Below are 18,811 nucleotides of genomic sequence, written 5' to 3'. Positions count from 1 at the left end.
GCCATGGCGATCAAACAATTATTAAAACGCACCAGTGGCTGGCTTTATCTCAACTCGTCGGTGGGCCGCAATCAGCTGCAAGGCGCCGGCGTGATCCTGATGCTGCACCGGGTGCTGGCCACCGACCACGCCGCCGACCTGCCGCACCGCAATGAGCTGTGCGTCGGGCCTAAGGCCTTCGAACATTTGCTGGTGTGGCTGAAAAAACACTTCGACTGCGTGTCGTTGATGGACATCCTGCAACCCGGAAAGGTGAGGTCGGATCGCCCGAAAATCACCCTGACCTTCGACGACGGCTGGCGTGACAATGCGCTGAATGCCTTCCCGCTGCTGCAAAAATACCAGGTGCCGGCGAGCATTTTTCTCTCCACCGATTTCATCGGCAGCCGTCAGCGGTTCTGGTGGGAAAGCATCGGTGAAACCCTCTGGGGCAGCCACGGCGAACGTGCTCGAAAGCAATTGATCGACTGCCTGAAAGAGGTCGGTCGGCCCTTGCCGGTGCCCTTCGAGGAACTGGATGTGGAGCGTCGCAGCCTGGCCTTGCTGCATTTTCTGCAAAGCCTGAAAACCCTCAGCCCGGCTGACCTGAATCGCCTGACCGACGAGTGCCCGGACGAGTCATTGCCCCAGGCGCTGGACTGGCATCAGGTGCGCGCCCTGGAAGCCTCAGGACTGGTGCGGTTCGGCCCGCACGGCGCCAGCCACTCGATTCTCACCGGTCTCGACGATCAGCGTTTGCATGAAGAACTCAGCCGCAGCCGCGACGCCTTGCACAATGGCTGCAACCGGCCGCTGCCGGTTTACTGCTACCCCAACGGCGACAACGATGCGCGGGTGCGCGAACACGTTTCCGATCATGATTACCCGTTCGCCCTGGGCACCGGCACCGGGATTTATCGGGGCACCGACGATCCCTTGAACCTGCCCCGCTTCGGCGTCAGCCAACGGGTGGCGCGCAATCCGCAGCTGCTGTCCTGGCGCCTGTACCGCGGGGCACGCGCATGAGCCGCAGCCATTACCTCAAGCACCTGGCCCTGAGCATGGGCACCAAACTGGCGATGATCGGTTTGCGGCTGATGCGCAACGTGTTGCTCGCAAGGATCCTCGGGCCGAGCGAACGGGGTTTGTTTGCCCTGCTCAGCACCTTGCCCGACCTGATCAGCGCCGCCACCAGCGGCGGGCTGAATTCGGCGGTGGGTTTTCAGGCGGCCAAGCAGCGGCCGATGGGTTTGCTGCTGAGTCAGGTGTTGGTGTTCGGTTGCCTGCTGGCGGGTCTCTTGACCTTGCTGGTGGTCGCCCTGGTGCGCGAGTTCGGCAGTGAACTCGACATCACCACGCAACTGGGCCTGCTCGCCTGGCTGTTGTTGCTGGCGGTGCCGTTGACCGTACTGAAAAGTGGCCTGCTGACCTTGCACAACGCCTCCGGCGGCGTGGTGGCATTCAATGCGTTGCGCCTGGTGGAATCCCTGGCGCCGCTGCTGCTGTTTCTCGCCTTGTTCTGGATGTGGAAAGACTCGGCGCTGGAAGCGGCGCTGATCAGTTGGCTGGCAGGCATCAGCCTGGTAGTGCTGGCGGGCTGGTTCTGGCTCAAACGTGCTCAGCCCCTGAAATTGCAATGGGACCGCGCCAGTCAGAATGAACTGCTGCGCTACAGCGCCCGCAGCCATCCCGACCTGCTGTTCCAGCAAGTGATTCTGCGTTCCGATTACCTGTTCATCGGCGCCCTGCTCGGCAGCACTGCGCTCGGTCATTACGCCATGGCCAGCGCCGCTGCCGAGTTGCTGCTGATTGTCCCGGAAGCCGTGACCACGCCGCTGATGAAACGCCTGCTGCAACAGGAAGAAGGCATCGACAAAGTGACGCCGCTGGCCTTGCGCCTGACCGCCACAGTAATGCTTGGCGCCTGCGTGACCATGGCAGTGATAGGCGAATGGCTGATCGTGACGCTGTTCGGCGCGGCCTATCAGCCGGCGTATCCTGCCTTGCTGGCGCTGCTGCCGGGCCTGCTCGGTCTGTGCTACGCGAGCATCCTGCGCCTGGACCTGCTGGGCAAAAACCGTCCCGGCACGATTTCGCTGTTGATGGGGCTGGGCGCCTTGCTGAACCTGGCGCTTAACCTGGTGTTGATCCCGGCTTACGGGATCGTCGGCGCGGCGGCGGCATCGTCCATCGCCTACGTCGCGGTGACCCTGGCGTTGTTGGTGATGTACTGCCGGTTGAGCGGTGTGCCGGTCTGGCAAACCCTGATCATCCTGCCCAGCGATGTAGCGCCGATGCTGCACATGCTGCAACGGAAGTCGGCATGAAACGCCTGGTCCTGCTGTTGAGCCTGGGCCTCGCGCTGAGCGCCCAGGCGGCGCCCATGCGTTGGGCCGATATTCGCGACGGCAGCCTGTACCTGCAACCGGATCGCCCCGACACCCTGACCGTTCGCTGGGCGCCGGCGTGGCAGGCGGATGCCAACGAAGAACGCCTGTACCTGCTCGACGGCCAGGGCAAACTCCAGGGCGAGCGCCTGATCGCCGCCAGTGAATCGCGCGGCAGCCAGAGCTGGTCGTTGGCCCCTAGTGCCTCGAACTATCAACTGGAAATTCCAGGCTACAGCTTCCGTCGCTACCGGGTTGAACACGACGAACGTACGGTGGCGTTGTTCGCCCCGGCCAAGGTGCATTTCAGCGCCGAAACCCACAATGGCGATGAGCTGTACTTCAAGGTGGCGCCGGGTGAACACGCGGTGTTGGCCGGCAAGTTCCACGGCGGTGTCAGTGCCCTGCAAGCGCAGCGTGTGGGCGACGGCAAACAAGTCGCGCTGGCGCTGAAACCGTATCGGGGCTATTGGCAGTTCGACAAGGTCGAGTTGCCCGTCGCACCAGAAGCACAGGTCTGGCGCCTGCGCCTGCAAGGCAGTGGCAAAGTGGCGTTCTGGCTCGACGGCACCGCCAACCTCTTCGCCCAAAATCCGCAGCAGCTCAAGCCCCTGCGCGAGGATGATGGCCAGGTCCGGCTGACACTGCACAATAAAATGCTGGGACCGACCCCGAACCTGGGCATCGCCCTGCCCTACGTCAAGGTGCCGGAATCGAGTTACGCAGTGCTCGATGCACTCAAGCCACAAGCCGGAACCTATTACAGCTTCGTCGACATCACAGCGAAGAATCCGCACTACGAAGACGCTTTCCGTCGGCTGTACCAGGACCGCTTCGGCATCACCCAGGACATCACCTTGTTGGCCGGGAGCCAGCGCCAGGCTGACCTGCGCGCCGACACCCAGAGCAACGCCGGGCTCGACGCCTGGCTCGCAGCGACCCGGGCCCTGGGCGGCAAAGGCACGCACTACATCGGTTTTGCCGACGAGCCGAACCTCAACTACCCGGACTATGCCAACTACCAAAGCATCTTCAACAGCATGGCCCGGCAAGTGCGCAGCAATCCCGCCAACGCCAAGGCTGGCGTGCGCATCGCCATGCCCGCCAGTTCGCGGCTGGTCAACGGCCCGTTTGCCGACAACGCCGCCGACAAGCGCGGCATCGATTGGGCCAAGCGCTTGCTGGCCGAATCCGGCGACAACATCGATGCCCTGGCCTGGCACGAATGGATGATTCGCGACCTGCTGGCAACACGGGTCTACCGTGACAGCGTGCGCCGCGCCGCCGATCTGGTGGGCCTCGACGCCCAGGGTCGGCCGCGCAAAGCCTTGCTGCTGGACCAGACCAACATGTCCAGCGGCTCCAGCCTCAGTCCTTATGATCAGGAAACCCACTTCGCATCGATGTGGTGGGCGTCGGTTGTCATCAATTCGTCCCAGGATGGCTTGCTGGAAATGCTGGGCTGGTTCCAGGCCGCTGACGAACCGAACTACCCCAAAGGCATGTTGCGCGTCCTCGGCGACGATCGCTTCGAACTCAAGCCGGTGGGCCTGGCCCAGCAGTTCATCCGCGAGCACTGGCTGCACAACGTGTTGCTCCTCGAGAACGACGCCTTCGAGGTTGACGTGCTGGCCATGGCCGAGGACCAGAAGCGCAGCCTTCTGGGCGTCAACAAAGCCACGCGCTTGCAGCGTGTGGCCCTGACCGGTGCCCCGTGTCCGCTGGCCAACGGTTCATTACGCTATTTCGGTGCCGACAACCGCGCCCGCGACGCACCCTTCAATTGCCAGGACGGTCGCGTCAGCTTCGAGCTGCCAGGACGGACCCTGTTCAATCTCAGCTGGAGCGCCTCATGAATTGCCAACTATTGCTTTGCGACCCCGGCCATTCGCCGCGCCTCGCATCACTCCACTCACGGCCGAGACCGTCAGGAGTCAATAAAATGAGCGTTTTACAGAAACTCAGCCAACACATCAGGCAAAAAGGCCTGCGCGCCACCCTCAGTAAAATCTGGAAGCACTACGTGTTTTCCCATCAGGAACTGTTGTGGATGGAGCGCGATCTGGTCAGCCCGGTGCCACCGCACAAACTCAGGCCCTACCCGCCGCTGCAGGTAGTGACCATCACCCCGGAGAACGCCGTGGCGTTCACCCGTTACTTCGGTGACCGCGTGGACACCATGGCCGAACTGGCCCGCGAAGGTTACACCGGGCAGATGCACCTGAACGATCAAGGCGACGCCGTGGCCTTCATCTGGGGCGCGGCACGCAACTATCACGACAAGCACTATTACGGCTGCTGGTTCCCGGTGAAAGAAGGCGAGTTCTTCGAATTCGGCGGCGAGCTGACCCGCGCGTACTGGGGCACTGCGCTGTCGATGGACCTGCAAACGGAATTGTGGAAAGCCATGGCGGCCCAGGGTTGCCACACAGTGGTGGATGTCTGTGAGTTCCACAATGTCCCTGCTCTCAAGTTGCACATACGCACCGGCTACAAGGAACAAGGGCGGATCATGAACGTCTACGAGCTGTTTGGCCGCTGGCGCTTCTACCGCGAAACCCATTACAGCGGCTCACGCCTGGATGCCTTGCGCAAACCGGCACGTGAACCTGCTACAGCAGCGGTGACCTGACCCTATGGCAGCACGATTCGAATGGCGCACTTCGATGTGCGCCGCTGATTTCCCGGAAACGGCTTATGAAGCGTTACGTCTGCGAGTGACGGACCACACGCCGTTCAACACCCTGGCCTGGATGCGCGCGTCCGAACAGGCACTGACCACCGGGCAACGCTTGCATGTGTTGCTTGGCTGGCAGGGTCATGAGCTGGTTTTGTGTTTGCCGTTGGTGGCCTCCGTCGAACGTTTTTCCAGGCTGCCGTTTCGCGTGCTGCATCACCTTGGCTATCCCCTTGCCGACCGCCTCGCGTTTCTTGCGAAAACGGACTCGGAGAACATCCGCAAGGCACTGATCGAGATCCGTCGACAGCTTCCCCATGCCCTGCTGCAACTCAACGAGTTGTCGGAGCCGGTCGGCGAAGAAAGCGCGCTGACCGAGTGGATGGCGCACAGTTCGACTGGTGAACGGCGCCTCAGCTGTCGGGTGCCAGTGCACGTAATCAGCGACGCGGACCACCAGGAAGTCTCGGGTGACCCGCGCTATAAACTGCGCCGCGCACGCAAACGCATCGCGGCCTGTGGCGCTGTCGTTCGGCGGATCACCCCCGATGCGTCGACCATGGGCCCGTTGTTGCAGGCCATCAGTGAAGTCGAAGCGGTCAGCTGGAAAGGCGATGAAGGCGTCGGGATTTTCGCCGACGAACGCCACCGACAATGGATGGACCGAGCCTTCACCACCCTCGCCGAACAGGGGTTGGTGCGGGTCGTGGTGCTGGAACTGGACGGACGCTGCATCAGCTATCGCCTCGGGTTGCTCGAGCAAGGCCGGCTGTACGATTACAACCTGGCGTTCCTGCCGCAATACGCCGATCTGGGCAGCGGTCGGGTGCTGCTCGACGAGTGGATTCGCTGGGGGCTGGACGAGCACTGGCGCTGGATCGATGCCTCGCGGGTGAGCCTGGAAAACTCCAGCCATCAACTGCACGAACGCATGACCGGGCAACTGGAGCATTGGCGCTGGAGTTTCTATTCCTGGCGCCCCAGCGGCCTGGCGTTGGGCCTGGCCCTGAGACTTTGGCAGCGACTCAAACCCATACTGCAGAAATGGCAAGCCAAACGGGCAGCAGCGACCGCTGCCACTGCACCGGCGCCCGTTGCCGCAGTGGTCAAAGCAGCGAAGCCAAGCGACACAAACAGGGAGAGCGACCATGCCGCGCCAAGTCATAGTCAACGCTGACGATTTCGGTCTCAGCCCGTGCGAAAACGCGGTGATCCTCGGTGCCTTCCAGGCGGGGGTGATCAGCTCCGCCACGGCTATGGCCAATATGCCGGCCTTTGAAGCGGCATGCGTCATGGCCCAGCATCCGTTGCTCAAGGACCGGATCGGCCTGCATTTCAACCTCACGTATGGGCGTCCGTTGAGTCAGTCGATTCTGGGTCGAAGGAACTTCTGTGACAGCAACGGGGTTTTCGATCTCAACCTGTCCCGCCATCGCCTCTGGCTTAGCCGCAGGGACCGCGACGCGGTGCTGGAGGAGCTCACCGCCCAATGGCAACGCTGCGTGGACAACGGTGTACGGCCCAGCCACATCGATTCCCATCAGCACGTTCACAACATCTGGCCCATCGGTGAGATCGTCGCCCGCTTCGCCGCCAGCCAAGGAGTGGCCGTGCGTCTTGCGCGCAATCTGGGGCAAAACCTGAGCTTGCCCAAGCGCGTGTTCAAGACCTTGCTGAATAATCGTTTGCAGAGCCTGGCGGGTGTGACCGCCGATTATGTGTGCACGCCGGTGGACCTGCGCAATGAAGAAATGCCGACCGACGGCCTGCTGGAAATCGTGGCTCATCCGACGCAGCTGGGCGCGGATTTCGGCGATGCCTATTTGCAGGCAGACGAGTCGCTAACCCTCGTGCTAGAGCGGCGCCTTCACGGTGTTCCGCGAGTGTCCTATGGCGCTGCAAACAGCCATTTGATGACCGGTGAAGCCGCGCTCGAATGAGTTACATACGTTGCAACACATTCAAAGCTGGCGCTTTGACATGAACTTTCAAGCTTGATCTATACCCATCAAAAGCGTTTCCAACCACACCCTGGCCTTGGCTAAGGAGAGCGTCATGAGCATCATCGAAAAGCTTCGCGAACGCATAAAACAAAAGGGCTTGAGCCGCACGTTCAACACGCTGTGGAAACGCTACGTGTTCTTCCACTGGGAGCTTTTATGGATGGAGCGCGACCTGATCAGCCCGGTACCGCCGCACAAACTGCGCCCCTATTCGGGCGTGCGCATGGAGACCATCACACCGCAAAATGCCATCGCTTTTACCAAGAATTTTGGTGACCGCGTCGAGACCATGGCCGAACTCGCGGCCGAAGGTCACACCGGGCACATGTACCTGGACGAAGACGGCCACGCGATCGGGTTTATCTGGGGCAGCACGCGCGATTACCACGACCGCCACTATTACGGCTGCTGGTTCCCGGTCAAACCCGGTGAGTTTTTCGAGTTCGGCGGTGAAATGACCCGCGCCTATTTCGGCACCAGCCTGTCGGTGGACGTCCAGATCGCCCTGTGGGACGCGATGCGCGCCCAAGGCTGCCACAAGGTGGTGGACGTCTGCGAAACCCACAACATCCCGGCTCTGAAGCTGCACATCCGCATGGGCTACCATGAACAGGGTCGCGTCACCCACGTCTACGGCCTGTTCGGCCGCTGGCGCTTCTACCGCGAAACCCGCTACACCGGCTCCCGACTTGATCCACTGCGCAAACCGGGACGGCCAGTGGTGACGGGGGCGGCTAGCGCCTGATATCCGATAGACAGACCGAGTTGCGGCCATCGCGAGCAGGCTCGCTCCCACAGTAGATCCTCAGCGCACGCAGATTTTGTGTTCGACGACGATCCAATGCAGGAGTGAGCCTGCTCGCGATGGCGGCGGCACATTCAGTATTGATGTGACTGACCGAGAGCTATCGCGAGCAGGCTCGCTCCCACAGTGGATTTTCAGCGCACGCAGATTTTGTGTTCGACGACGATCAACTACAGGAGGGCCGGGTGATTTCGCTGGCGAGAGCGTGATACGTCCCACACATCTATGGGAAAAGCCATCCCTGGCGAAGGAAGCGCCTGACTGCTCATTCGTATCCAAGTAGATACATTTGAGCAATGAATTATATTGTTCAACAAACTATGATCTTCGTGGCATGGCATGCCTCAGTTCGTGACTTGCGGGCGAAGATTGCTATCGCTCGTCGCATTGATCGTGCCTCTGCAGGTAACCTGGGTGATATCAAGCCGGTGGGAGACGGCGTTTCCGAAATGCGCGTGGACGTCGGCGCCGGCTATCGGGTCTACTTCACTTTGCGAAACAGTGTCGTCATTGTGCTTTTGGCCGGTGGTGATAAATCTTCGCAAACCGCCGATATCAGGCGGGCTAAAAAATTGGCAAAGGAGGTTTAAACATGAGCCAGACTTTGACTACTTTCGATATGGCGGCACTGCTGGACAGTGACGAAGCCATTAGCGAGTACCTCTCACAAGTGCTCGCAGAGGGCGATAACGAGGAATTTCTTCGTGCTATCGGATACGTGGTGAAAGCGCGCGGAATGACACAGATTGCCAAGGACTCGGGTATGGGTCGCGAAAGCCTGTACAAAGCCTTCGCGCCCGGTGCAAAACCACGCTTTGATACGGTTTTGAAGGTCATCCATGCCCTCGGCATCGATCTCTGTGCGCAGCCAGGTCATTCGATCAATCACTCGGTGCTTTGAGAGATTCTTCTGGCTAGGCTGCTCGCTTCACCCCCACCCACGTAAAACACAACGGCAACTGCGCGGTCTGCCGCTCATACCGGTCATAGAGTTCCTCGCGGTTGGAATGCGGGTACTCCTTGAAGTGGCTGATCTGCAGCCCCGCCTCGATGGCGCCGGTGAAGATGGCGCCCAGGGTGTGGACGAACCAGTAGGACGACGCGGTTTGCTGGTCGACTTTGCCTTCGTAGACGATCGGCTGGTCCTGCACGAACGGCTTGCTGCGAAAGTATGAGCTGTCCAGACGATAGGGATCGGCGGCCTCAGGGTCGACCATTTCCAGGAAGGGGTGGGTTTCGTACACCACCAACGCACCGCCGGGCTTGAGGGTCTGCGCGACATGGTGGAAGAATTCGCCGATGTCGGGCATCCAGTTCAAGACGCCGATGGTAATCAGCGCCACGTCGAAGCGCTCATGCAGTTCAGCCGGCAGGTGATGAATGTCGGCCTCGATGAACTGGGGCTCATGCGGCGAGCGGGACGCCAGTTCCCGCGCCTGATCGAGAAACGCCTCGGACTGGTCGACGCCCACCACGCTGCGAGCCCCCAGCGCAAACAGCGAAATACTTTCCCGTCCGTTGTTGCAGCCCAGTTGCACCACGTCCTTGCCCTCGACGCCGACCTGCTCCAGCACACCGCGAAGTGTGTCATCGAAGCAGCTAAAATCGCGATGACTGACCGCCTTCACCAGGGCCTGCCAATCGGGCGCATCCTTGTGGTGTCGGGCGGAGTCGTTCCAGGCATCGCGGTTGCTGGCGATGGCATTTTCTTTGGTCGGCATTTCCATTGCGCACTCCAGGATTCGGGTCTTTGTTGACCGGCACGAGTCTAGATCAACGTTCTGAAAAACCCATTGGGCATTTGTTGGAATGTTGTAATCCAGGCATCGCGAACGCGTGCCCGCAGGGCAGCTATAGTTAATGGCCTTGGGGAAGTGCGGGAAAACCGATTTCGCAGGTGTTGCCATGAAAAAATCTGATCTGACGCTGTTGATCACCCTCAGCCTGACCGCCATCACCGGCGCCCATGCGGACGACACGCTGACACCCACCACCGATTACAGCAGCAACTTCAATTATTACGGGGCCGACCAGCCCTTCGCCCACCCGGTGCCGCCCTCCCTGAGCACCGTACCGCCTGGGTCATACATCCCGACAGCGCCTCAGGATTTCATCCCGATCGCCAGCCAGCATGAGTTCCGCGACTCTGTATTACCAACCATCGCGGATGCCTCAGTCCGGGTATTCATCCGCTCCTACGATCCGGTACGTGGCGTCTACGTCAACCAGGAAGTCCTCGACCCCACCTGCGTGCTCGAATGCCTTATCCGTCAGGGGGCGACGTTGCAGTAAACCTCACCACTGGCGTTTGTCCGGGCGTGCGAGGCCGAGCTTTTCGATCCGGTAACGCAGCATGTCGCGGCTCAGGCCCAGCAACCGTGCGGATTTGGTGACGTTCCAGTCGGTCTTGTCGAGCATTTTGCGCACCATGTCGCGCTCGACTTCCGGCAGGTTCATCGACTCGGTGCCGTTGTAGGTCGGGCGCGGTTCGTGGTGCTGGGGCTCTTGCAGCACGATCGGATCATCCACCAGGCTCAGGCAGACGTTGAGCTGATGGGCGGCAATCGTATCGCTCTGCGCCAGCAACACGGTTTGCTCGAGCATGTTACGTAATTCGCGCACGTTGCCCGGCCAACTGTAGCTGAGCAGCAACTCTTCAGCCTGATCGCTGAAATGCAGGTTCGGCTTGCCATAGCGTTTACCGTGGATCGCCAGGAAGTGCCGGGCCAGCAGCAAGATGTCTTCGCCGCGGGCATACAGGCGCGGTACCTTGATCGAAATAATGCGCAAACGGAAGAACAGGTCTCGGCGGAACTTGCCCTGTTGCACCATTTGTTCGAGGTTGCAGTTGGTTGCGCTGATCACCCGCAAATCAACCTTGCGTTCCTTGACCGAGCCGACACGGCGGATGGTCCGGTCTTCCAGCAGCTTCAGCAGTTTGGCTTGCAGCAGCAGGTCCATTTCACCGACTTCATCGAGGAACAGCGTGCCGCCATCAGCCGCTTCTACCAGGCCGACACGACGGTCCTTGGCGTCGGTGAAGGCGCCCTTCTCGTGGCCGAACAGTTCCGACTCCACCAGATTGGAAGGGATCGACGCGCAGTTGAATTCAATGAACGGGCCCTTGGCGCGCGGGCCGTCGAAGTGCAGCGCCCGAGCCACCAGTTCCTTGCCGGTACCGGTTTCGCCTTCCACCAGCACGGGCGGCAGGTCGGTGTTGGCCATGCGCCGCTCGGCGTCGAGCAATTGGGCAATGGTGTTTTTCAAGTATTGCATCGGAGCCGATTCGCCGATCAATGCCTGTACTCCTGACTTCTGCGCCTCGCGCTCCTGATAAAACGACAGCGTGCGCTCCATTCGATCAGTGGCCAGGGCCTTGTCCAGCAGCAGCTTGAGCTCCGGCAAGGCCACCGGTTTGGTGACGTAATGAAAAGCGCCCTCTTTCATCGCCACCACGGCATCTTCGACATTGCCGTAGCCGGTCATCATGATCACTTTCAGATCCGGCGCGCTGATGCGCAGCTTCTGGATCAGGTCGTGACCGCTCATGCCCGGCAGCGAGTTGTCGGTCAGCACCACATCAGGGGTGAACGTACCCAGTTTATCCAACGCCTCTTCAGCCGAGTGGCAGACCGTCACCTCGAAGTCTTTGCGCTCCAGGTAGGTCTGAATATTCTCGGCCAGGAGTTCATCATCCTCGACCAGCAGTATGCTGTGCTCCATATTCCCCTCCCGTTGCCACTTTGAAATTGAGACAGACGCGGGTTCCTTCCTGCTCCTGGCTGGTCAGTTCGACCGAGCCTTCGAAACGCTCCATTATTCGTTTGACGAGGGCCAGGCCAACGCCCAGCCCTCCCTGTTTGGTGGTGAAAAACGGCTTGAAGACCATCTGTTGCTGCTGCTTGGTCATGCCTTTGCCGGTATCACTCAAGGTCATCCGCACCTGTCCCGACCGGGGCTGTTCAATATCGACGCTGAGCACGCCGCCCTTGGGCATGGCCTCCAGGGCGTTGGCAAACAGGCTATTAAGAATTTGGGTGAGCAGCACCTGTTGGCTGACGACCGGTGGACAGGTCTGCGGCGTGAAGCGCACCTCCACGTTCGAACGTCGGATCAGCGCGTCGAAAGCACTCAGGGTGTCGTCGATGGCCAGCACCAGGTCCACCGTTTCGGAGTCGTCGTTCATCGGCCGCAACGACACCAGCAACTCCCGGACCCAACGCGACATGCGATCGACCTGGTTGATGATGTCTCCGATGTTTTTCTGCGCACTCTGGCTCGCGATTTCCTGGGCCAGTTCGGCGCTGGAGCGTATGTTCGCCAGCGGATTGCGCAAGCTGTGGGCGACGGCCGAGGACATTTCCCCCAAGGCCACAAAGGTCTCGTTAGTGATCAATTGCTTTTGCTGGCTCTGCAGCAACTTGGACGCACGCCGCACGATCCAGAACAGCCCAAGGTAGATGACCAGGCCGCCGAGCAGGGTCGCCAGCCAGATCGCCTTGAAGCCACGCTGGATGCGCTCCACCAGATCCGTCGGCTCCTTGTAGATCTCGACCATGGCGATGACTTTGCTCTTGTCGGCATTGAACATCGGGATGTAATTCTCGACGAACAGGTATTCAGGCTCACGCAGCAGCTTCTGCTCAGGACGCTCATCGTCGATCTCGTGATAGCTGGTGGACACCAGTTCCTTCATTTCAAAAGATTCGTCCAGTTCATCATCACCTTCGATGCGCATGCCGATCATCTGTGGATTGGTCGACCAGACCACCGTGCGATCCAATGCGTACACCACCGCCAACAGCGTGTCCGGCAAGTGCTCGACATGATCGAGAAACTCTATCCGGGCCGCGGCACGGGCGCCGGGATCTACGTCGGGATAGGCGTTGTCCTCGCGCGGGTCAAGCATCTCGCCCATGGTTCTTTCGCGGGTGATGCCGGCATGACGAATTTCCGCATCGCCGATGGCCTGGATGAACTGCGCAGTCAGCATGGAATCACGCTCGATGCTCTCATCGACGACAAATCGCGTAGACACATACCCCAACCCCAGCGCCACCGCAGCAATGATGAGAAAGCTGCCCAGCGAAAACCAGCGCAGCAGATTGAACTGCCCACTTCGACCCAGGCCTTCTGCTGCCGGTGTGTCCGGCGCAGGTACTTTTTGTTGTTCCAGCGTCTGCATGGGAGTGTCCTGGCTAAGTGCATCAAGCCTTTTCAGCCGTGTCTGGGATCAGTGTAGGTGGCATTGATCGCGGTTGACGGCTTCACTGATAGTATTTCGCCGCTATTGCAACTGCGCCGCTTGCAGCGGTTGCTGACGATCGGTTTCTTCCTGCAAAAATCCCATAATTGACTGCGCAGCGTTCTCATCCAGACGCAGGTTGGGCATCGGGATTTTGTCGAAACGTTCAAACAGCTCCAGCGCGATAGGGTCCTTTTCCGCGAGCATGCGGTCCGGTTCACGAATCCAGCGGCTGAGCCAGGCCGGGGCGCGTTGCCGAGTCACGCCAATCAAATCCGGGCCGATACTGCGCAGCCCGATGCCCTGCCCGTCCAGCGGACCCAGGCTGTGGCACGACGCGCATCGGGTGCGAAACAGTTCTTCGCCATTGCTCGGCGGACGGATCTCGGGCGCATCGGCGTAACTTTCTTCAACACTGGGTTTCTTCCAGTTCTGCAACGTGTTGGCCAACTGATCGGCGAGGATCCACGGGTTCTCGAACGGCGAGGCTTTCATCCAGCGACCGGTGCTTTGGTTGCCGACGATCAGGCTCAGGTTGTGGTCTTTGCTACGTCCGTTGTCGACGCCTTCGATGAACAGGCCGAGTTTTTTTCGAAGATCGGTGACCGCTTCGAATTCACCGGTCAGAAACTTCCAGCCCGGCCCGACCTTGAAGCGTTGTGCATAAGCCTTCAGCACTTCTGGCGTGTCGCTGAGCGGATCAATGCTGATGGAGTAGAAGAAGATGTCCTGGCCGACCCGGTCGCCCAACAACTTTTGCACCTGACGCAAGCGTGCGGTTTCCAGCGGGCAGGAGTCGCTGCACGAAGTAAATATGAAATTGATCACCACCACCTTGTCCTTGATCAAGTCATCGAAGAAATGCACCTGCCGACCGTCCTGATCGGTCAGCAGGGTGTTGGGGAAGTAATCGCTGCCCCAGGGTGTCGCCGATTCCGTCGGCGACAACACCCCTTCGTGGGCGAGCAGCACCTGACTGGCCAGGAGACAGGTCACCAGGACCAGAATCAGGTGCATGCCCAAGGCGCGGGAGCGCGGCGTAGGCGGTGGTGTGTCGGCTCCCCTGCGCTTCATTTTTTCACCGCCACTTGTGGGCCGAAGCCATCGCCATTGCGGAAGGTTGGCAGTGCGGCAGAGTTGACGTAGCGCACGCCATCCCAGCTCGGCAACGGTGTCGGCATCAACTGGAATTGCCCGGGTTTCTCAATGTCCCAGCGCAGCAGCATCGAGTTATCTTCATGCTGAGTGTTGTGACAGTGCTCCATGTACGTCCCGGCGAATTCGCGAAAGTTGATCGCCATCTCGACGCTGTCCAGGCCATCGTTTTCCGAACCGATGCGGTACACGTCCTTGCGTGCCCATTTTTCCCATTCCGGTGGCGCCTTGCCGCCGCGGCTGAGTATGATCCCCTCTTCGAAGTGCACGTGCACCGGGTGGCTCCAGCCCTTGCCGCCTGCCTTGATGTTCCACACTTCCAGGGTGCCGAAACCGCTGACGCCGGCATCGGTGGGACCGGTTTTCAACTGGGTTGCCGTGTTCAAACGACGCGGGTCCATGTGGAAGCCGAATCCGCCATCGGTCTTGACCGTCCACGGTGCTTCATCGGTGCCGTCGGAACGGCCAAAGGTGAAGGTGCGGTGGCGCGCCTGGGACAGCAGGACCTTGTCGGCGGCATTGTCGCGATGGATTTTCAGCGGGATCATCACCAGGCCTTCGGCTTTACCCGGTTTGGCCGGTTCGTACGCCGCTGGGTCCATGGCCAGGTCCTGACCGGTGTAGGCCTTGACGTTCAGTTGCAACACCTTGCCTACCGCCGGGTCACCCTTGTCCCACTGCGGTCCTTTGCTGCTTTGCTTGATCACCGCCAGGTATTTCTCCGACAGCACATCGCTCAGCGAGACAGGTTCTTTCGGACCTTTGCCATCGTCATGGGCGAGCAGGTTGACGAAGAAAATCTTGTCGCCTGGCTTGATGCCGTTTTTGGCGAAGTTGACGATGATGTCGAAGCGCTCGGCAATGCCCTGGGTTGGCAGGATTGCATTGTGGTTCTGTTTGTCACCGTCGGCGTCGAGGTCCATCGTGCCGTCGAATGGCACGCTGTGCTCCATGATGTTGCCGTCATTGGCAATCATGTGGAACGGCACTCGGGCATAGGACACACCGGAGTTTTTCGGCCCCTGAAACTCGCCACTGGTGCCCTTGATTTCACGCACGAGCGCCAGCTTGTAGTAACGCGACACCGAACCGTTGAGCATGCGGAATCGATAGCTGCGGGCGCGCACGTCCAGGGTCGGTTTCCACTGCCAGTTGACCAGCACCTGGTCACCGAGGAAGCCGTCGGTGTTGAACGGGTTGAACCACAGCTGACCAGCCTGATCCCACGCCTTGTCGGCGAACACCAGGTTGACGTCGTAGTCGCGGTTGCCCCACGGCAAGGCGCTGCCGCTGGGGAAACGCAGGTTGACGCCGTCGTTCACTGACTCGTTGCCGCGGTCCAGGGCGCTGTAGTAATTCATCATCGCCGCGTTGCCCTTGTAGACGTTCTGCGCGGTGAAATCGAGCATGTGGTCGTGGAACCAGTGGGTGCTCATGGTTTCGCGCCAGTCGCCGCGGATCTTGATCGTGCCGTGGTCGCAGGTCTTGCGGCTGGGGCTTAAATCGTTGGTCCACAGGGTTTCGCCCGGCGAGCACGGGAACGCCGCGCGCGGGTCATGGGCGTCGGTGTTGATGCTGTCGTAACCGGCCAACTGGATCGGCCAGCGATAGTCGTAATACTGCCCCGGGAAGAAAAAGGCGTTGGCATAGCCGTCGCTTTCCGCCGGTGCGTGACCGTTGTGTTCGTGGGTGCTGATGGTGTGCAGGCCGAAGCCCATGTTGGCCGACGGGTCGATTGGCAAGCCGTTGTAATGGCGCATCAGCACCGGTTGACCGTAACGCACCATCAGCAACTTGGGCGGCAAGGTGCCGTCGAAGGTCCAGACCGAATTGTGGTTCTGCACCGGCATGTTTGGGTGGAAACGCGCATCGACGCCTTTGGCGGTGCCGTCCGTGGCCGGCACACCGGCAACGTTGTGATAGAGGCCACCGGGGCCGAACTCACCCAGCGCATAACCATGCATCTGATGGCTGTCACGCCAACCGCTGTTGACCCTCGCCCCGGTTTGCACGGTTTTGTAGGCCGTTTGCGGGTAGAACTCGTTCCAGCGCTGATGCGACCAGCCTTTTCCTGGCGGCCGACCTTCAGCAGAAGAACCGATATGGCGGTTGAGAAAATACTCGATCTGCGCCTGCCACGGGTTGCGGTCCACCACGTTCGAGAACTGGCTGGGGAACGGCGTCAGTCCCGGTTGACGCAAGAAGGCATCCAGCGCCGCACTCGGCGGTGCACTGCGGGCTGCGCTGGTGGGATCTTGTTGAGGCAACGGCCCAATGGCCGCCGGGGGAAAACCCAGCGGCGCCGCCGGTGTGGTGGGGTCGAGTTTTTCCGGGCCGAACTCTTCGAACAGCACCAGCTGCTGAGTGAACGGCTGAGCACCAAACAAAGGGCTCGGCTTGCCATTGGTGGGGTAATTGAAACTGGTCTGCACGGCCGGCGGCAGGATGTTTTCCTTGCGCGTCGTGTCTCGGCTGCCTTTGACGCCATCAGGCAAATCAAAGGAATCTTCGTTGGCCTCGGGCATGGTCAGGATGGCGTTCAATGCCGCCGCTTCGTCAGCGGGTTCGTCGTAATATCTGGAAGGATCGTTCGGCTCAGGCTCTCGTTCGTCATCGATGGGGCTGGCACGCAGCGTCGCTGTGCCCAGAGCCATTGTCAGGAGGACGCTTAGAGGCGTTATCAGGCCGAACCATTTGAAGGGGAACCGCGCTTTTCTGTCCATCACCAGCCGCCTCGAAATCGTGAAGGGGTAGTGGTGGATTTGCAAAGACCTCGCCAGATTTGTAACAGTTTTATACAAAAGCATTAACACTCAACAAAACAATGGCTTATCAACATCAATGTGCCACGACCGGGGAAAACGACTGGGTCCTGACACCCGCTAGCGGGGAAAGTTCACACCCAGTTTCAGGGGATCCGCTTGAACGACAGACGGACACTCGTGCCCTCGCCTTCACGGCTGCCCAGGGTCACCGCGCCGCCAAAACGTTCCATGATCCGTTTCACCAGCACCAGCCCGACACCCAGTCCGCCTTGCTTGGTGGTAAAGAAAGGCCGGAAGGCCATGCTGCGCTGTTCTTCGTTCATGCCCTTGCCGGTGTCGCTCACGACGACGCAAATCCCCCGCGTATCGGTCGGCTCCAGAGTGATGGTCAGCGTGCCGCCCCTGTCCATCGCTTCCACGGCATTGGCCAGCAAACTGTTGAGGATCTGCGTGAGCTGCACCTGCTGGCTCAACACCATCGGCGTCTCCTGCGGCTCGAACACCACCTTCACCCCGACCTTGGCAATCTGATGCTCGAAGGCCATGAGGCTGTCATGCAAGGCCGCCACCAGGTTCACCGGTTCGGCCTCATCGTTGAGCGGGCGTAACGACTGCAGCAATTCCCTGACCCACTTCGACATGCGATCCACCTGACCGATGATGTCATTGATGTTCTTGTGGGCCGGGCCAGTGTCGAACTCCAGGGCCAGTTCGGCGCTGGAACGGATGGTCGCCAAGGGGTTGCGCAGGCTGTGGGCAACCGCCGAGGACATCTCCCCGAGCGCCACGAAGGTTTCGTTGGTGATCAATTGTTTTTGTTGGGTCGCCAGCAGGATCGCTGCCCGGCGCACGATCCAGTACAGCCCCAGATAAATCAGGCCGCCGCCCAGGGCCGTGGCCAGCCAGATCAGCACCAGCCCGCGCTCCATGCGGTCGATCAGGTCCTTGGGTTCCTTGTAGATCTCGACCATCGCCGTGACGGTATCGCCGTCAGCATCGAAAAGCGGAATGTAGTTCTCGATGAAGATGTAGTCCGGTGGCGTGATGAACTTCTGCTCCATGCGCCCCTTGTCCACGTTGTGATAGCTGGCTGAAACCGGCGTCTTAGAGGAGAAGGCCTGGTCCAGGTCGTCGTCGGAATGGATTGTGGTGCCCATCAGCGCCGGGTTGGTGGACCAGATCACCATGCGGTCAGGGGCATAAATATTGGCCAGGATCACGTCGGGCAGGTGCTCGATATGGTCGAGGAATTCGCCGCGGGCACTGGCGCGGGCCATGGGGTCAACCTCGGGAAAGTCCCTGTCCTTGCGCGGATCCAGCAGCTCGCCCATGGTCCGCACGTTGGGGATCGAGACATGGCGCACCTCGGCCGAGGCAATCGCCTGAATGAACTGGGACGTAAGCAACGCATCGCGCTGCACGCTTTCGGTAATCACGAAACGCGTCGACACCGCACCCAGCGCCACGGCCACCGTGCCGATCACTGCCATGCTGATGAGCGAGAACCAGCGCAGCAGATTGAACGGCTGTTTGCGTGAGCTCAGGCGGATATCGCCCTCTTCTTTCTGGAGGGTTGTGGTCTGACTGGTCATGGACGTTGTTCCCGGAAACTCCCTATAGGGTTATAGCCCACTGTCCGGTCTTTGCCCGACTTCGGGTTTTGTCCCCCCCACCGATTCCCCCCCTGCCCCACTGCCCCCATCTACCCCCAATGCTGGGGACAGTCGCCCGCTTACGCCCTCGGCCCCGTGAAACCGTTTGCGCGCTCCAAGCCTTCACTGCGGGCCTCTGCCGG

The 18,811-nt window shown here is 60.4% G+C and carries 17 protein-coding genes; 10 read left to right on the top strand and 7 right to left on the bottom strand.

Annotated features, from left to right (window positions below; all coding sequences use genetic code 11):
* The first annotated feature begins 3 nt into the window (after nt 1-3).
* The 4 genes from K0F88_RS29455 to K0F88_RS29440 all read left to right on the top strand — a co-directional run bounded on the left by K0F88_RS29455 (nt 4) and on the right by K0F88_RS29440 (nt 4,998).
* Complete coding sequence (locus tag K0F88_RS29455) at nt 4-1,005, top strand: polysaccharide deacetylase family protein (RefSeq protein ID WP_094471739.1); 1,002 nt, start codon at nt 4-6, stop codon at nt 1,003-1,005.
* Entirely contained in the window at nt 1,002-2,306 is a 1,305-nt protein-coding gene (locus K0F88_RS29450) for a lipopolysaccharide biosynthesis protein (RefSeq protein ID WP_094471738.1), read from the top strand. The genes K0F88_RS29455 and K0F88_RS29450 overlap by 4 nt, the downstream gene beginning before the upstream one ends.
* Nucleotides 2,303-4,222 (top strand): hypothetical protein, encoded by a 1,920-nt coding sequence (locus K0F88_RS29445; protein WP_094471737.1) that lies wholly within the window; start codon nt 2,303-2,305, stop codon nt 4,220-4,222. Before K0F88_RS29450 ends, K0F88_RS29445 begins: the two co-directional genes overlap by 4 nt.
* 86 nt (nt 4,223-4,308) lie before the next feature.
* Complete coding sequence (locus tag K0F88_RS29440) at nt 4,309-4,998, top strand: N-acetyltransferase (protein WP_094471736.1); 690 nt, start codon at nt 4,309-4,311, stop codon at nt 4,996-4,998.
* 63 nt (nt 4,999-5,061) lie between these two features.
* Here the strand turns inward: K0F88_RS29440 and K0F88_RS33075 are convergent, their stop codons facing one another.
* A complete protein-coding gene (locus tag K0F88_RS33075; protein WP_368073923.1) occupies nt 5,062-5,148 on the bottom strand; it encodes a hypothetical protein in 87 nt (28 codons plus the stop codon).
* Between K0F88_RS33075 and K0F88_RS29435 the strand changes: the two genes are divergently transcribed.
* The 5 genes from K0F88_RS29435 (at nt 5,120) to K0F88_RS29415 (ending at nt 8,752) form a co-directional block, all read left to right on the top strand.
* Entirely contained in the window at nt 5,120-6,220 is a 1,101-nt protein-coding gene (locus K0F88_RS29435) for a GNAT family N-acetyltransferase (protein ID WP_368073922.1), read from the top strand. The genes K0F88_RS33075 and K0F88_RS29435 overlap by 29 nt on opposite strands.
* Entirely contained in the window at nt 6,192-6,983 is a 792-nt protein-coding gene (locus K0F88_RS29430) for a ChbG/HpnK family deacetylase (protein WP_094471734.1), read from the top strand. The genes K0F88_RS29435 and K0F88_RS29430 overlap by 29 nt, the downstream gene beginning before the upstream one ends.
* Nucleotides 6,984-7,098: 115 nt before the next feature.
* Nucleotides 7,099-7,791 carry a GNAT family N-acetyltransferase gene (locus tag K0F88_RS29425; RefSeq protein WP_094471733.1) on the top strand — a complete coding sequence of 231 codons (693 nt, stop codon included), beginning with the start codon at nt 7,099-7,101 and terminating at the stop codon, nt 7,789-7,791.
* 356 nt (nt 7,792-8,147) lie between these two features.
* On the top strand, nt 8,148-8,441 hold the full coding sequence (locus tag K0F88_RS29420; RefSeq protein ID WP_010455649.1) for a type II toxin-antitoxin system RelE/ParE family toxin: 294 nt from the start codon (nt 8,148-8,150) through the stop codon (nt 8,439-8,441).
* Nucleotides 8,442-8,443: 2 nt separating this feature from the next.
* Nucleotides 8,444-8,752 carry an addiction module antidote protein gene (locus K0F88_RS29415; RefSeq protein ID WP_010455651.1) on the top strand — a complete coding sequence of 103 codons (309 nt, stop codon included), beginning with the start codon at nt 8,444-8,446 and terminating at the stop codon, nt 8,750-8,752.
* Between the two features lie 13 nt (nt 8,753-8,765).
* Here K0F88_RS29415 and K0F88_RS29410 read toward each other — a convergent pair whose 3' ends face one another.
* Entirely contained in the window at nt 8,766-9,578 is an 813-nt protein-coding gene (locus tag K0F88_RS29410; protein WP_094471732.1) for a bifunctional 2-polyprenyl-6-hydroxyphenol methylase/3-demethylubiquinol 3-O-methyltransferase UbiG, read from the bottom strand.
* Nucleotides 9,579-9,756: 178 nt separating this feature from the next.
* Between K0F88_RS29410 and K0F88_RS29405 the strand changes: the two genes are divergently transcribed.
* The gene (locus K0F88_RS29405) at nt 9,757-10,143 is read left to right on the top strand and encodes a hypothetical protein (RefSeq protein ID WP_094471731.1); all 387 of its coding nucleotides are present in this window, start codon (nt 9,757-9,759) and stop codon (nt 10,141-10,143) included.
* A 3-nt stretch (nt 10,144-10,146) separates the two neighbouring features.
* Here K0F88_RS29405 and K0F88_RS29400 read toward each other — a convergent pair whose 3' ends face one another.
* The 5 genes from K0F88_RS29400 to K0F88_RS29380 all read right to left on the bottom strand — a co-directional run bounded on the left by K0F88_RS29400 (nt 10,147) and on the right by K0F88_RS29380 (nt 18,608).
* Nucleotides 10,147-11,574: a sigma-54 dependent transcriptional regulator gene (locus tag K0F88_RS29400; RefSeq protein WP_094471730.1), complete on the bottom strand. Its 1,428-nt coding sequence runs from the start codon at nt 11,572-11,574 to the stop codon at nt 10,147-10,149.
* Nucleotides 11,543-13,036, bottom strand: coding sequence for a sensor histidine kinase (locus K0F88_RS29395; protein ID WP_094471729.1), 1,494 nt, complete (start codon nt 13,034-13,036; stop codon nt 11,543-11,545). The genes K0F88_RS29400 and K0F88_RS29395 overlap by 32 nt, the downstream gene beginning before the upstream one ends.
* Before the next feature lie 102 nt (nt 13,037-13,138).
* On the bottom strand, nt 13,139-14,170 hold the full coding sequence (locus K0F88_RS29390) for an SCO family protein (RefSeq protein WP_219097514.1): 1,032 nt from the start codon (nt 14,168-14,170) through the stop codon (nt 13,139-13,141).
* A complete protein-coding gene (locus K0F88_RS29385) occupies nt 14,167-16,974 on the bottom strand; it encodes a multicopper oxidase domain-containing protein (protein WP_219097513.1) in 2,808 nt (935 codons plus the stop codon). Before K0F88_RS29385 ends, K0F88_RS29390 begins: the two co-directional genes overlap by 4 nt.
* 185 nt (nt 16,975-17,159) lie before the next feature.
* Nucleotides 17,160-18,608, bottom strand: a complete 1,449-nt coding sequence (locus K0F88_RS29380) for a HAMP domain-containing sensor histidine kinase (RefSeq protein ID WP_094471727.1) — start codon at nt 18,606-18,608, stop codon at nt 17,160-17,162.
* Nucleotides 18,609-18,811 lie beyond the last annotated feature (203 nt).

This window comes from Pseudomonas sp. UMAB-40, assembly GCF_900095275.1.
Classification (GTDB): Bacteria; Pseudomonadota; Gammaproteobacteria; order Pseudomonadales; family Pseudomonadaceae; genus Aquipseudomonas; species Aquipseudomonas mandelii_B.
This window is presented reverse-complemented; position numbering and strand designations above follow the sequence as displayed.

Bases quoted from the DNA above. Each gene is read 5' to 3' on its own strand.
- K0F88_RS29415 (WP_010455651.1), top strand. From the start codon at position 8,444: ATGAGCCAGACTTTGACTACTTTCGATATGGCGGCACTGCTGGACAGT.
- K0F88_RS29400 (WP_094471730.1), bottom strand. From the start codon at position 11,574: ATGGAGCACAGCATACTGCTGGTCGAGGATGATGAACTCCTGGCCGAG.
- K0F88_RS29445 (WP_094471737.1), top strand. From the start codon at position 2,303: ATGAAACGCCTGGTCCTGCTGTTGAGCCTGGGCCTCGCGCTGAGCGCC.
- K0F88_RS29410 (WP_094471732.1), bottom strand. From the start codon at position 9,578: ATGGAAATGCCGACCAAAGAAAATGCCATCGCCAGCAACCGCGATGCC.
- K0F88_RS29405 (WP_094471731.1), top strand. From the start codon at position 9,757: ATGAAAAAATCTGATCTGACGCTGTTGATCACCCTCAGCCTGACCGCC.
- K0F88_RS29440 (WP_094471736.1), top strand. From the start codon at position 4,309: ATGAGCGTTTTACAGAAACTCAGCCAACACATCAGGCAAAAAGGCCTG.
- K0F88_RS29430 (WP_094471734.1), top strand. From the start codon at position 6,192: ATGCCGCGCCAAGTCATAGTCAACGCTGACGATTTCGGTCTCAGCCCG.
- K0F88_RS29420 (WP_010455649.1), top strand. From the start codon at position 8,148: ATGAATTATATTGTTCAACAAACTATGATCTTCGTGGCATGGCATGCC.
- K0F88_RS29450 (WP_094471738.1), top strand. From the start codon at position 1,002: ATGAGCCGCAGCCATTACCTCAAGCACCTGGCCCTGAGCATGGGCACC.
- K0F88_RS29425 (WP_094471733.1), top strand. From the start codon at position 7,099: ATGAGCATCATCGAAAAGCTTCGCGAACGCATAAAACAAAAGGGCTTG.
- K0F88_RS29455 (WP_094471739.1), top strand. From the start codon at position 4: ATGGCGATCAAACAATTATTAAAACGCACCAGTGGCTGGCTTTATCTC.
- K0F88_RS29380 (WP_094471727.1), bottom strand. From the start codon at position 18,608: ATGACCAGTCAGACCACAACCCTCCAGAAAGAAGAGGGCGATATCCGC.
- K0F88_RS29395 (WP_094471729.1), bottom strand. From the start codon at position 13,036: ATGCAGACGCTGGAACAACAAAAAGTACCTGCGCCGGACACACCGGCA.
- K0F88_RS29385 (WP_219097513.1), bottom strand. From the start codon at position 16,974: ATGGACAGAAAAGCGCGGTTCCCCTTCAAATGGTTCGGCCTGATAACG.
- K0F88_RS29390 (WP_219097514.1), bottom strand. From the start codon at position 14,170: ATGAAGCGCAGGGGAGCCGACACACCACCGCCTACGCCGCGCTCCCGC.
- K0F88_RS29435 (WP_368073922.1), top strand. From the start codon at position 5,120: ATGCGCGCGTCCGAACAGGCACTGACCACCGGGCAACGCTTGCATGTG.